Annotated in this window: 11 protein-coding genes and 1 tRNA gene; 10 read left to right on the forward strand and 2 right to left on the reverse strand. The window is 61.2% G+C overall.

Annotation, left to right across the window (positions count from 1 at the left end; translation table 11 throughout):
* The first annotated feature begins 45 nt into the window (after positions 1-45).
* The 3 genes from pepT to blc all read left to right on the forward strand — a co-directional run bounded on the left by pepT (position 46) and on the right by blc (position 3324).
* On the forward strand, positions 46-1299 hold the full coding sequence (pepT, locus tag L1P05_RS03900) for a peptidase T (RefSeq protein ID WP_012847656.1): 1254 nt from the start codon (positions 46-48) through the stop codon (positions 1297-1299).
* Positions 1296-2657, forward strand: coding sequence for a C4-dicarboxylate transporter DcuC (gene dcuC, locus L1P05_RS03905; protein ID WP_012847657.1), 1362 nt, complete (start codon positions 1296-1298; stop codon positions 2655-2657). The genes pepT and dcuC overlap by 4 nt, the downstream gene beginning before the upstream one ends.
* A 133-nt stretch (positions 2658-2790) precedes the next feature.
* The gene (blc, locus tag L1P05_RS03910) at positions 2791-3324 is read left to right on the forward strand and encodes an outer membrane lipoprotein Blc (protein WP_012847658.1); all 534 of its coding nucleotides are present in this window, start codon (positions 2791-2793) and stop codon (positions 3322-3324) included.
* An 88-nt stretch (positions 3325-3412) separates the two neighbouring features.
* On the opposite strand, the gene pepD is transcribed toward blc, so the two are convergent.
* Complete coding sequence (pepD, locus tag L1P05_RS03915; RefSeq protein ID WP_012847659.1) at positions 3413-4873, reverse strand: beta-Ala-His dipeptidase; 1461 nt, start codon at positions 4871-4873, stop codon at positions 3413-3415.
* A gap of 393 nt (positions 4874-5266) precedes the next feature.
* Here pepD and gpt point away from each other — a divergent pair, with 393 nt between their 5' ends.
* The 5 genes from gpt to proA all read left to right on the forward strand — a co-directional run bounded on the left by gpt (position 5267) and on the right by proA (position 10202).
* Entirely contained in the window at positions 5267-5725 is a 459-nt protein-coding gene (gene gpt / locus L1P05_RS03920; RefSeq protein ID WP_012847660.1) for a xanthine phosphoribosyltransferase, read from the forward strand.
* A gap of 184 nt (positions 5726-5909) precedes the next feature.
* Entirely contained in the window at positions 5910-7175 is a 1266-nt protein-coding gene (gene frsA, locus L1P05_RS03925; protein WP_012847661.1) for an esterase FrsA, read from the forward strand.
* Positions 7176-7236: 61 nt separating this feature from the next.
* On the forward strand, positions 7237-7638 hold the full coding sequence (crl, locus tag L1P05_RS03930) for a sigma factor-binding protein Crl (RefSeq protein WP_012847662.1): 402 nt from the start codon (positions 7237-7239) through the stop codon (positions 7636-7638).
* A gap of 194 nt (positions 7639-7832) precedes the next feature.
* The gene (proB, locus tag L1P05_RS03935) at positions 7833-8939 is read left to right on the forward strand and encodes a glutamate 5-kinase (protein ID WP_012847663.1); all 1107 of its coding nucleotides are present in this window, start codon (positions 7833-7835) and stop codon (positions 8937-8939) included.
* Positions 8940-8948: 9 nt separating this feature from the next.
* Complete coding sequence (proA, locus tag L1P05_RS03940; RefSeq protein ID WP_012847664.1) at positions 8949-10202, forward strand: glutamate-5-semialdehyde dehydrogenase; 1254 nt, start codon at positions 8949-8951, stop codon at positions 10200-10202.
* A gap of 70 nt (positions 10203-10272) precedes the next feature.
* On the opposite strand, the gene L1P05_RS03945 is transcribed toward proA, so the two are convergent.
* Positions 10273-11304: an NADP-dependent oxidoreductase gene (locus tag L1P05_RS03945; protein WP_012847665.1), complete on the reverse strand. Its 1032-nt coding sequence runs from the start codon at positions 11302-11304 to the stop codon at positions 10273-10275.
* 216 nt (positions 11305-11520) lie between these two features.
* Between L1P05_RS03945 and L1P05_RS03950 the strand changes: the two genes are divergently transcribed.
* A tRNA-Thr gene (locus L1P05_RS03950) sits at positions 11521-11596 on the forward strand.
* Between the two features lie 162 nt (positions 11597-11758).
* On the forward strand, positions 11759-12931 hold the full coding sequence (locus L1P05_RS03955) for a tyrosine-type recombinase/integrase (RefSeq protein ID WP_041692487.1): 1173 nt from the start codon (positions 11759-11761) through the stop codon (positions 12929-12931).
* The last annotated feature ends 19 nt before the right edge of the window (positions 12932-12950 follow it).

Below are 12950 nucleotides of genomic sequence, written 5' to 3' on the forward strand. Positions count from 1 at the left end.
TTTGCTTTTATAATTCCGGCGGTTGACCCTAAAGGAATCTAAGTAATGGATATTATTGACCGTTTTATTAGTTACACCCAAATTAATACCACCACCGATCGTGAAAAAGGGGCCCAGGGCATCATGCCGTCGTCGCCGGGCCAGCGGGTGCTGGCGCAGCGGCTGGGAGAGGAGCTGCGCGCGCTCGGCCTGCAGGAGGTGCAGGTCAGGGAGAATGCCATCGTCACCGCGACGCTACCGGCTAACTGCGATCGCCCGCTGCCGACGGTTGCCTTTTTTGCCCATCTGGACACCAGCGCCGAGCAGAGCGCCGATACCCACGCCCAGGTGCTGCCTTACCACGGCGGCGATCTGTGCCTGAACGCCGAGCGGCAGATCTTTCTGCGCCAGAGCGCGTTTCCCGAGCTGGCCGACTACGTTGGCGATGATCTGATCGTGACCGACGGCACCAGCCTGCTGGGGGCGGACGACAAAGCAGCCATCGCCGCCATCATGAACGCCCTGCAGCACCTGCAGGCCAACCCGCAGATTGCCCACGGCCCGGTCAAGGTGGGCTTTGTCCCGGACGAAGAGCAGGGGCTGCGCGGCGCCAAGGCATTTGATACCGAGTCCTTCGGCGCCGACTTCGCCTATACCCTGGACTGCTGCGGCATCGGTGAGCTGGTGTGTGAAAACTGGAACGCCGGCGATGTCGAAGTGATCTTTACCGGCGCCTCGGCGCACCCGATGTCGGCCAAGGGCAAGCTGAAGAACTCGCTGCTGATGGCCCACAAGTTCATCGCCATGCTGCCGCCGGGCGAGGCGCCGGAGTACACCGAAGGGCGCGAGGGTTACTACTGGGTGAAGCAGCTGTCGGGCAACAGCGCGCGTACCGTGCTCAAGCTGGATATCCGCGATTTTACCGAAGCAGGCTATCGCCAGCGCATGGCATTTATCCGCCAGCTGGCGCAGAGCTGCGAGGCGCTGTGGGGCGAGGGGAGCGTAGTGGCCCACCTCGCTGACCGCTATGCCAACGTGGCTAACAGCCTGCAGGGCGCCGCGAGCTTCCCGGTGGAGATCGCCCTGCGCGCCTACCGGCGCTGCGGTATTACCCCGCGCCCGGTGCCGATGCGCGGCGGCTATGACGGCGCGGTGCTGTCGCAGAAGGGGTTGCCCTGTCCCAACCTGTTTACCGGCGCGCATAACTTTCACTCCATCTATGAGTATCTGCCGGTGAAATCCCTGCGGGCGGCCAGCGAGGTGGTGGTGGCGGCGATCGTTGAGACCCACGCCCACTTCAGCGCAGAGGAGACAGCATGATCCAGGTGATTATCGCGCTGCTGGTGATCGTGGCGGTAGCCCGCCTGATCCTGCGCGGCTATAAGGCGGAGCCGGTGCTGCTGGTGGCCGGCCTGCTGCTGATGTTCTGTACCCAGCTGGCGGGCTGGGGCAGCGTGTTGCCCAAAGGGGTGGCCACGACCGGGATCGCGGCGCTCGACCCCTTTGAGGTGATGCGCGATCTGTTCAGCACCCGGGCGGCGGATCTGGGGCTGATGATCATGGCGCTGATGGGCTTTGCCCACTATATGGATCACATCGGCGCCAACGAGGCGGTGGTACGGGTGGTGACCCGCCCGCTGCGTCGCCTGCAGTCGCCCTATACCCTGCTGTTCTTCTCTTACCTGCTGGCCAGTCTGCTGCAGCTGGCGATTCCGTCGGCCACCGGCCTGGCGGTATTGCTGATGGGCACCATGTTTCCCATCATGCTGGGGCTCGGGCTGTCCGCCGCGTCGGCGGCGGGGGTGATCGCGACGTCGCTCGGGGTAGCCTATACCCCGACGGCGATCGACGCCATCCGCGGCGCCAAGGCCGTTGAGATGGATGTGGTGGAGTATGTGCTGTACCACCAAGGGCCCGCGGCGCTGGCGACGGTGCTGGTGGTGGGCATTTGCCATGTCTTCTGGCAGCGTCACTGCGATCGGCGCGCCGGTACGCTGCCGCAGGCGGCGGTACGGCAGCAGGAGGACACGCCCGCCCGCTCGCCCGCCTTTTACGCGCTGCTGCCGATGCTGCCGATTCTGATGGCGGTCGGCTCCTCCAAGCTGTTTGTCAGCGGTATCAACCTGAATATCGTCACCATCGTGATGATCGCCATGGCGATCTGCATGCTGATCGAACTGCTGCGCCTGCGCGACTTCAAGTCGGTGTGCGATGGGTTTAGCCACTTTCTGAAAGGGATGGGGCAGGCGTTTGCCGGCGTGGTCGGGCTGCTGGTGGCCGCCGGGGTCTTTGCGCACGGCATCAAGGTGATCGGCGCCATCGATCAGGTGATCCTGCTGGCCGAACACGTCGGGCTGCCCCCCTTCGCCATGGCCATTGTCTTTGCGCTGGTGACCTTCGCCGCCGCGATTATCATGGGATCGGGCAATGCGCCTTTCCTGGCTTTTGTGGAGCTGATCCCGCAGATCGCCAGCAGTATGGGCGCCAACGCGGTGGCGATGATCCTGCCGATGCAGCAGGCCTCCCATATGGGGCGCGCGCTGTCGCCGGTCTCCGGGGTGGTGATCGCCGTCTCCAGCGGCGCCAAGCTCTCGCCCTTTGAGGTGGTGCGGCGTACCTCGGTGCCGCTGATTGCGGGCTTTATCTTCCATACGGCGCTGATCGGCCTGTTCTACTGAGTATTGGCGTGATGCGCTAGGCGTGAACACGCTCGGTGCGATGAGGCCGCAGAGTGAAGACTGCGGCCTCTTTTTTTGCCCGCCGTAAAGCGGACTACACTGAGATTATCCGTGAGTGAGGAGGAGAGAGCCGATGAAAGCGTGGCCCGTGCTGTGCGCCGTCCCCCTGGCGCTGTTGTTGGCGGCCTGCCGCTCGCCGACCCCGCCGCGCGGCGTCGAGCCGCTGCGGGGGTTTGATGTCGCGCGTTATCTGGGGACCTGGTATGAGGTCGCCCGTCTGGACAACCGCTTTGAGCGCGGGCTGGAGCAGGTGAGCGCCCACTATGCCTTACGCGAGGATGGCGGCATCAGCGTACTCAACCGCGGTTACGACGCGCAGCGTCGGCGCTGGCGTCAGAGTCAGGGCAAAGCCTACTTTATCGACGCGCCGACGACGGCGGCGCTGAAGGTCTCCTTCTTTGGGCCATTTTACGGCGGCTACAACGTGATCGCGCTGGACGATGACTACCGCTATGCGCTGGTCTGTGGGCCAAACCACCGCTACCTGTGGATCCTGTCGCGAACGCCGACGCTGCCGCCCGCGGTCAGGCAGGCGTATATCCGCTGGGCGACCGCGCTCGGGTTTGCGGTTGAGCAGCTGCGGTGGGCCGATGCGGTAGGCCGATGAATCGATAAAAAAATCCGCGCGCCCGAGGGCGTGCGGATGAGGCGTGATTCGCCGCGTCGTTCGTCGCGCGGCGTTCGTCAGCGCGGGATCAGGCTTTTTCCGGGATCGCCTTCAGCAGGGCGGTCAGCAGCTGCCAGTAGCGGCCAACGCTCGGGATGTTGACCTGCTCGTCCGGCGAGTGCGGCCCGGTGATGGTCGGCCCAATGGAGACCATATCCATCAGCGGATAGGGTTTCTTGAACAGACCACACTCCAGACCGGCGTGGATCACCATGATGTTCGGCAGGGTGCCGAACAGCTTGTGGTAGGTGTCGCGCACCAGGTGCATCACCGGGGAGCTGGCGTCCGGCTCCCAGCCCGGGTAGCTGCCCTTGGCCTCTACGCGGGCGCCGGCCAGCGCGCCCAGCGAGGTCAGCTGGCTTACCACGGCGTCTTTACCGCTTTCGTTCAGGGAGCGGATCAGGCAGATAATCTGCGCCTCGCTCTCCGCCGTGGTGACCACGCCCAGGTTAAGCGAGGTTTCCACCACGCCCTTGACCTCGTCGCTCATGCGGATCACCCCGTTCGGCGTGCTGTTCAGCAGCGCGATAAAGCGGGACTGGCTGGCGGCGTCCAGCGGCAGCAGCGCGCTCTGCGCCGCGTCGACCGTGACGCGCGGGCTCTTCTCAACGGCGCTCAGGTCGTTTGCGACGATCGACTGGAAGTGCTGCGCCAGCGCCTGCAGACGATCGAGGTTTGCCGCCGGCAGCGCCAGGGTGGCGAAGGCTTCACGCGGGATGGCGTTACGCAGGGTGCCGCCGTTGATGTCCAGCACCCGGGCGCCCAGCTCGTCGGCGTGACCGGCCAGGAAGCGGCCCAGCAGCTTGTTGGCGTTGCCCAGCCCTAGGTGGATGTCGCCGCCGGAGTGGCCGCCCTTCAGCCCTTTGATGCCGAGACGAACCACGCTCAGACCGGCCGGCATCGCTTCACGCTGCAGCGTCAGGCTGGTGATCACGTCGATACCGCCGGCGCAGCCCATGTAGACTTCGCCTTCCTCTTCGGAGTCGGTGTTGATCAGGACTTCACCCTGTAGCCAGTTGGGCTGCAGGCCGAAGGCGCCGTCCATGCCGACTTCCTCGGTCATGGTCAGCAGCACTTCCAGCGGGCCGTGAACCACGCTGTCATCGGCCAGCACCGCCAGCGCAGAGGCCATGCCGATGCCGTTATCGGCGCCCAGGGTGGTGCCGCGCGCTTTAACCCAGTCGCCGTCGATATAGGCCTGAATGGGATCGCGGGTAAAATCGTGGTCGGTGTCGTTATTCTTCTGCGGAACCATGTCCAGGTGTGCCTGCAGCACCACCGGAATGCGTTTTTCCATGCCGCGGCTGGCCGGTTTACGCAACAGGATGTTGCCTACCGCGTCGCGCTCGGCGTGGATCCCCTTTTGGCTGGCCCAGGTCATGATGTGGGCGGCCAGCGCTTCTTCGTGGTAGGAGGGGTGCGGAATGGCGCAGATATCGGCAAAGATCTGCCACAGCGGCTGTGGCGACAGTTGAGACACTTCAGACACGTTAAGTCTCCTGATATACGGTTGTGCTGTGAGGGTGCATGCCCGAGTCGGTGTCATGCGATCAAACGCGGGCGTAATAGGTTGCGCACCGCCGCTGGCCGCAGACAATATGCGCGGCACAGCCAGATTTTCAGAGAATACCACCATATTGACCCGGTGGGGCAGGCTTTGACATCAATTTGCCCCCGAGAGGCCGGCTTTGGCATCTATTGGGCAGGCTACGGGGGGCGCACAGGCGCACTCAAGCACAATTAGCGCGAGCGCGGCGGCGCTTTGACATCACGGGACTGGTTTTTATCGTGACAGGTCACTATAATCTCGCGCAACCTTTTTTCCCCCCGACTAATTTATAAGCCATTTAACAGATTGTTATCATTGGCTGGGATACGTTTTATGAGCGAAAAATACGTTGTGACCTGGGACGTGCTGCAGATGCATGCGCGTAAACTGGCTGCCCGCCTGCTGCCCGCCGAACGCTGGACCGGGATCATCGCGGTAAGCCGCGGCGGTCTGGTGCCTGCGGCCCTGCTGGCGCGTGAGCTGGGTATCCGCCACGTGGATACCGTCTGCATCTCCAGCTATGACCATGACAACCAGCGTGAGCTCAAGGTGCTGAAGTGCGCCGAGGGCGACGGTGAAGGGTTTATCGTGGTAGACGATCTGGTCGATACCGGCGGCACCGCCAAGGCCATTCGCGACATGTATCCCAAGGCGCACTTCGTGACCCTTTTCGCTAAACCGGCCGGCCGTCCGCTGGTGGACGACTACGTGGTCGATATCCCGCAGAACACCTGGATCGAGCAGCCGTGGGATATGGGCGTCAGCTTTGTTGAGCCCCTGAGCAGCCGTTAATTCGTCTGCGGTTTTCCCTCCAGCGCCCGGCATGATGCCGGGCGCTGTTGTTTTTGGCGTACGTCCTGCGTTGCCAATTTCCCTTCGGCTCGGCATGATAAATGGTGCTGCCGTACCGCCTATAATGACAGGGCTGCCCGGCAGTTTTCGTTAGCAACCTGTCTATGGAGGCCGTCGTTCCGCTATGAGCGAAATCAACCAACCCCGCGCCAACCTGTCGGAAACGCTGTTTAAACCGCGTTTTAAACACCGCGAAACGTCCACGCTGGTCAATCGCGTCGCCGGCGCGACTCTCCCCGGCATCAACAGCGCGCTGGATGGCCGTTCGCAGGCAAACTGGTATCGCATTATTAACCGGGTGATGTGGGCTTGGCGCGGCGCCGATCCGCTGGAGGTCGAAATGGTGCTGGCGCGCATTGCCGCCAGCGACGCCGAGCGCAGCGATGATCGGCTGCTGGACACCGTGGTGGGCTACCGCAGCGGCAACTGGATCTATGAGTGGTCTCATCAGGCGATGACGTGGCAGCAGCGCGCGCAGCAGGAGCCGCAGGAGCAGCGCGCCGGAGAGATGTGGCTGCAGGCGGCCAATCTGTACAGCATTGCCGCCTACCCGCACCTGAAAGGGGACGATCTGGCCGAGCAGGCCGAGGCGCTGGCCAACCGGGCCTACGGCGAGGCCGCCCGCCTGTTGAAATATGAGCTGAGAGAGCTGACCTTCAGCGTGCCCGGAGGCAAGGCGATTACCGGGTTTCTGCACCTGCCGGACGGCGGCGAGGTGGGGCCCTATCCCACCGTGCTGCTGTGCGGCGGCCTCGATATGCTGCAGAGCGACTGCCACCGCCTGTTTCGTGACTACCTGGCGCCGGCCGGAATGGCCATGCTGACCATCGATATGCCGTCGGTAGGCCTCTCATCCCACTATACCCTGTCACAGGACTCCAGCCGCCTGCACCAGGCGGTGCTGCAGCAGATGGCCGATCTGCCCTGGGTCGACAGCACGCGGATTTCGGCGCTGGGCTTCCGCTTTGGCGCCAACGTGGCGGTGCGCCTGGCCTACCTGGAGCCACGCCGCCTGCGCGCCGTCGCCTGCCTGGGACCGGTGGTGCACCATCTGCTGTGCGACGGCAACCTTCATCAGCGGGTGCCGCCGATGTATATCGACGTGCTGGCCAGCCGCCTGGGCATGGCGTCGGTGTCCGATGCCGCGCTGCTGACGGAGCTGCGCTGCTACTCGCTGAAGACCCAGGGGCTGCTGGGGCGCCGCTGCCCAACGCCGATGCTGGCGGCCTATTGGGATCGCGATCCGTTCTGCCCGCGCCAAGAGGCGCAGCTGATCGCCAACTCCTCCGCGCAGGGGGAGCTGCTGGCGGTCTCCTCGTCGCCGCTGTACCAAGGGTTCGATCGTGCGCTACGTCAGATTTGTGAATGGTTCAAGAAGCACTCATATTAATTTAATTGCTTAATTTGGCGGTTTTGTTAAAAGAGGGTAACCGTAATAAGGAGATTGCTTAATGACATTACCCCAAGGCTACCCCAAAGGACGATTGATCAAAAAATTCATGGCGCTGGGACCTTACCTGCGCGCCGATCAGTGTGCTGACAACCGTTTTTTCTTTGACTGCCTGGCCGTATGCGTCAACGTTAAGCCGGACCCGGAGAAGCGCGAATTCTGGGGCTGGTGGCTGGATCTACAGGCCGAGGGCGAGCGTTTTCACTACCGCTATGCGCTGGGGCTATACGATAAAGCCGGACGCTGGCAGACGCTGGAGATCGCCGACCAACAGGTGAGTGAGCGCCTGCTGCAGACCCTGACCACCTTCCACGGCAATCTGCAGCGCCTGCTGGATACCCTTTCGATGTCGCTGCACCCCGCCGACGACGACTCCCTGCGGCTGAGCCGCGCCGAACGCTGATTTGGATCATACGCAGCGCCTTTTCACCGGCTTTGCGTATGCTTTTACACCCCACCTGTTGGCATAATGGGCTACGCCTGATAAAAATGCAGGCGGGGCAAGGCGGCGCCCGCGGGCGTCCGCCGCCTCCACATTAGCGTGCCGGGAACCACGGTTCCTCTCTTTATTCTGTGAAAACACAACGGTTATAGAACATGACGAGTGGCAGTCAGACCCTGGTGGTAAAACTGGGCACCAGCGTGTTGACCGGCGGCTCCCGCCGCCTCAACCGCGCCCATATCGTAGAATTGGTCCGTCAGTGTGCCCAGCAGCACGCCGCGGGACACCGTATTGTGATAGTGACCTCCGGGGCGATCGCCGCCGGGCGCGAGCACTTGGGCTACCCGGATCTGCCGGCGACCATCGCTTCTAAGCAGCTGCTGGCGGCGGTGGGGCAGAGTAGCCTGATCCAGCTGTGGCAGCAGCTGTTCGCCATCTACGGCATCCATATTGGCCAGGTGCTGCTGACCCGTGCCGATATGGAGGATCGTGAACGCTTTCTTAACGCCCGCGATACCCTGCACGCCCTGATGGACAACCGTATCATTCCGGTGATCAACGAAAACGACGCGGTCGCCACGGCGGAGATCAAGGTGGGCGACAACGACAATCTGTCGGCGCTGGCGGCGATCCTGGCCGGGGCCAACAAACTGCTGCTGCTGACCGATCAGGCCGGGCTATTTACCGCCGATCCGCGCCATAACCCGGCGGCAGAGCTGATCCGCGAAGTGACCGGGATCGATGATGCGCTGCGCGGCATCGCCGGCGACAGCGTCTCTGGGCTGGGCACCGGCGGCATGACCACCAAGCTGCAGGCCGCCGACGTGGCCTGCCGCGCCGGTATCGAGGTGGTTATCGCCGCGGGCAGTCGCCCCGGCGTGATCGGCGAGGTTATCGACGGCGTCTCCGTCGGCACCCGCTTTCATCCCCTGCAGACGCCGCTGGAAAACCGCAAACGCTGGATCTTTGGCGCCCCGCCGGCCGGTGAAATCGTGGTGGACGACGGCGCGCTGGAGGCGATCGTCACCCGCGGCAGCTCGCTGCTGCCCAAGGGGATCCGCGAAGTGAGCGGTGACTTTTCTCGCGGTGAGGTGGTGCGCATCCGCACGCTGGACGGGCGCGATCTGGCGCACGGCGTCTCCCGCTACAACAGCGATGCGCTGCGCATGATTGCCGGCCACCATTCGCTGCAAATCAGTGCGATCCTCGGCTATGAATATGGCCCGGTAGCCGTACATCGTGACGATATGATCGTCAGCTAAGGAGCCATCATGCTAGAAGAGATGGGAAAGGCCGCCAAACGGGCCTCATATCAGCTGGCGCTGCTGAGCAGCGCGCAGAAAAACCGGGCGCTGGCGCTGATCGCCGACTGCCTGCAGCAGGACAGCGCGGCCATTTTACAGGCCAACGCAGAAGACGTCGCCCAGGCGCGCGCAGATGGCCTGAGCGACGCGATGCTGGATCGCCTGCTGCTGACCGAATCCCGCCTGGCGGCGATCGCCGACGACGTCCGTCAGGTATGCAGCCTGCACGATCCGGTCGGCGAGATCATCGATGGCCGCCAGCTGGACAGCGGCCTGACGCTGCAGCGCCGCCGCGTTCCCCTGGGGGTGATCGGGGTTATCTATGAAGCGCGCCCCAACGTCACGGTGGATGTCGCCTCGCTGTGCCTGAAGACCGGTAACGCGGTGATCCTGCGCGGTGGTAAAGAGACCTGGCGCACCAACCGGGCGACGGTGGCGGCGATCCGCCGGGCGCTGGAGCAGGCCTGCCTGCCGCAGGACGCGGTGCAGGTGATCGAGAGCCCGGATCGGGCGCTGGTCAGCGAGCTGCTGCGCCTGGATCGCTATGTCGACATGCTGATTCCGCGCGGCGGCGCCGGGCTGCACCGCCTGTGCCGCGAGCAGGCGACGATCCCGGTGATCACCGGCGGTATCGGCGTTTGCCATATCTATGTCGATCGCGGCATGGAGATCGACGCGGCGCTGACGATTATCACCAACGCCAAGACCCAGCGCCCCAGCACCTGCAATACGGTAGAGACGCTGTTGGTCAACGCCGCCATCGCCCCCGCCTTTATGCCGGCGCTCAGCGCGCAGATGAAGCGCGCCGGCGTGACCCTGCACGCCTGTCCGCGCGCGCTGCCGCTGCTGCAGGACGGCCCGGCGACGACGGTTGCGCTGGATCTGGCCGCGCTGGACGATGAGTGGCTATCGCTGGATCTCAGCGTGGTGCTGGTGGACGACCTTGATGGCGCCATCGATCATATTCGTCTCCACGGCACCCAGCACTCGGACGCCATCCTGACCCGCGATATGCGCGCGGCCGAACGCTTTGTGAATAGCGTGGATTCGGCGGCGGTGTACGTCAACGCCAGCACCCGCTTCACCGACGGCGGCCAGTTTGGCCTGGGGGCAGAAGTCGCGGTGAGCACCCAGAAGCTGCATGCGCGCGGCCCGATGGGGCTGGAGGCGCTGACCACCTATAAGTGGATCGGCTACGGCGACGATCTGGTGCGCGCCTGATCGCGTTGCAACGGCTCGCTATATCGGTGAGCCGTTGCATTCACCGCGGTCTGTCAGCGGGGGGCTCGATTCAATCGGCGACTTTCACTAACAGTTTGCCAAAGTTTTTGCCCGAGAGTAGCCCCTGTAACGCGGTTACGGCATGTTCTAGCCCCTCGATAACATCCTCCCGATACTGGATCTGCCCTTGAGCCAGCCATTGGCTCATCTGTTGATAGAAGGCCGCATAATGCTGGCCGAAGTCTTGGCCGATGATAAATCCGCGGACTAACAGCCGTTTTTTTAAGATGGTGCCCATCAGCATCGGTAAGCGATCGTCGAGGTTATCGCTCGGCACACTATTGTATTGGCTGATCAGGCCACAGAGCGGCACCCGAGCCAGGGTGTTGAGTAACGGGAGCACCGCATCGAAGACGGCACCGCCGACATTCTCATAGTAAACGTCGATCCCGTTCGGGCAGGCCGCACGCAGCTGGGCGGGGAAGTCGGGCGCGCGGTGATCGATACAGGCCGCCAGACCGAGGGTATCGCACACGTAGCGGCACTTCTCAGCGCCCCCGGCGATCCCGACGGCTCGGGCCCCGCGTAGATGGGCCACTTGGCCAACGACCGAACCGACTGCGCCGCTCGCGGCGGAAACCACCACCGTCTCACCGGGCTGCGGATCGCCGATGGCGGTCAGCCCCATATAGCCGGTGAATCCCGGCATTCCCAGCACGCCGAGTAGCCAGGTTGGGTGCGCCATCCCCGCGGGTACTTTCTGCAAGCCATCGCCATCGGAGAGGGCATAATCTTGCCAGCCGCTTTGCGCCAGCACCCATTCCCCAGCTTCATAGTCGGGGTGGCGTGAGCACTCGACCCGACATAGGGTGCTGCCGACCATCACATCACCCAACCGCATGGCGGGAGTATAGGAGGGGCCATCATTCATCCGTCCTCGGATATACGGATCGATCGAGAGGTAGAGGGTACGCAGCAAGAGCTGCCCCTGGGCGGGCCGCGGGATGGCAACCTGCTGCAGCGAGATGTCCTGCTCCGTCGGCATGCCACAGGGCCGCTGGCGTAGCACGAAACGCCGATTCGTCGCTCCTGTCTGTGTCATCATTTGCTCCTTTGTCGCCGAGTTGTAGTGCCTAACAGAGACAGCCTAGAGCAAAATCGAGTAGGGCAACGTGATGGTGTTGACGCTATCACGGCCCATAGCATGAACGGTGTATTGTCGAGTAAATAACCATTCGTTTTGCCAGCTCTTGACGCTCCTTTGGTTTTTCACTATGGTATCTCCCGCACTTCGGGCAACACGCCCAACTCCCTCAGTGCCGATATAGCTCAGTTGGTAGAGCAGCGCATTCGTAATGCGAAGGTCGTAGGTTCGACTCCTATTATCGGCACCATCTCAACTTCCTCAAACGTCCGTATTAGTCCGTAAATAGTCTGATTTATAACGTTTTTTCTTATTTTAAGTCCATAGTAGTCCGTAACCATCCAGTAGAATCCGGTACTGAATGTGTATAGGATTGTGTATATGTTCCTGTTCGGTCTGGATTCCTATACACATGCCTTTAAACGATATGCAGATTCGCCGCGCTAAGCCTGAAGCTAAAGCCTATACACTTGGAGATGGGCAGGGGCTGTCTTTGCTTATAGAACCTAATGGAAGCAAGAGCTGGCGGTTCCGCTATCGTTTTGCCGGTAAACCAAAAATGATCTCGCTGGGTGTGTACCCGACGATCACACTTGCCGATGCGCGTTCTCGTCGCGACGATGCCCGAAAACTGGTAGCCGAAGGAAAGAATCCGAGCGAGGTTCGAAAAGAGCAAAAGATTGCTTTGCAAACGGAATCCGAGAGTGCGTTTGAAAAGATAGCCACAGAATGGCATCAGATGAAGTCTACCAAATGGTCAGAGGGTTATGCCTCAGACATCATGGAAGCTTTTCAGAACGATATTTTTCCTTACGTGGGTACGAGACCAATAGGCGAAATCAAACCGCTAGAACTGCTTAACGTGCTACGTAAAATTGAAAAGCGCGGTGCATTAGAAAAAATGCGCAAAGTTCGGCAGCGATGCTCAGAAGTTTTCCGCTATGCCATTGCTACTGGAAGGGCAGAGTTCAACCCTGCTGCGGATCTTTCAAGCGCCCTCGATGTACACCAATCAAATCACTTCCCGTTCCTTAAAGCTGATGAGATACCCGATTTCCTGCGTGCTTTGGATGGTTACACCGGAAGTAAGCTTGTCCAGATAGCTACGAAATTACTGATGATTACAGGCGTAAGAACCATTGAATTACGTGCTGCATTATGGTCGGAATTTGATCTAGATAACGCTATTTGGGAAATTCCTGCTGAAAGGATGAAAATGCGTAGGGCGCACCTTGTACCATTGTCGACTCAAGCGTTAGATTTACTCAATGAACTCAAGATCATGTCAGGGAACTATCGTTATGTTTTTCCAGGACGGAACGATCCGAACAAACCTATGAGTGAAGCAAGCATTAACCAAGTAATCAAACGTATCGGTTATAGTGGGAGAGTTACAGGGCATGGGTTTAGACATACTTTATCTACGATATTGCATGAAAAAGGTTTTTCCACTGCGTGGGTTGAGATGCAGTTAGCACATACAGATAAGAACAAGATTCGTGGCACGTATAATCATGCTCAGTATCTAGAGGATCGTAGGAATATGATGCAATTCTACGCTAATTACTTCATTCCTCTTAAATGAAATTTAAATTATCAATATA

Origin of the sequence: Edwardsiella piscicida (assembly GCF_021733145.1) — a bacterium.
GTDB classification, from domain to species: domain Bacteria; phylum Pseudomonadota; class Gammaproteobacteria; order Enterobacterales; family Enterobacteriaceae; genus Edwardsiella; species Edwardsiella piscicida.

Excerpts from the sequence above, each read along its gene's own strand:
- pepT (WP_012847656.1), top strand. The coding sequence starts at position 46 with ATGGATATTATTGACCGTTTTATTAGTTACACCCAAATTAATACCACC.
- dcuC (WP_012847657.1), top strand. The coding sequence starts at position 1,296 with ATGATCCAGGTGATTATCGCGCTGCTGGTGATCGTGGCGGTAGCCCGC.
- blc (WP_012847658.1), top strand. The coding sequence starts at position 2,791 with ATGAAAGCGTGGCCCGTGCTGTGCGCCGTCCCCCTGGCGCTGTTGTTG.
- gpt (WP_012847660.1), top strand. The coding sequence starts at position 5,267 with ATGAGCGAAAAATACGTTGTGACCTGGGACGTGCTGCAGATGCATGCG.
- frsA (WP_012847661.1), top strand. The coding sequence starts at position 5,910 with ATGAGCGAAATCAACCAACCCCGCGCCAACCTGTCGGAAACGCTGTTT.
- crl (WP_012847662.1), top strand. The coding sequence starts at position 7,237 with ATGACATTACCCCAAGGCTACCCCAAAGGACGATTGATCAAAAAATTC.
- proB (WP_012847663.1), top strand. The coding sequence starts at position 7,833 with ATGACGAGTGGCAGTCAGACCCTGGTGGTAAAACTGGGCACCAGCGTG.
- proA (WP_012847664.1), top strand. The coding sequence starts at position 8,949 with ATGCTAGAAGAGATGGGAAAGGCCGCCAAACGGGCCTCATATCAGCTG.
- L1P05_RS03945 (WP_012847665.1), bottom strand. The coding sequence starts at position 11,304 with ATGACACAGACAGGAGCGACGAATCGGCGTTTCGTGCTACGCCAGCGG.
- L1P05_RS03955 (WP_041692487.1), top strand. The coding sequence starts at position 11,759 with ATGCCTTTAAACGATATGCAGATTCGCCGCGCTAAGCCTGAAGCTAAA.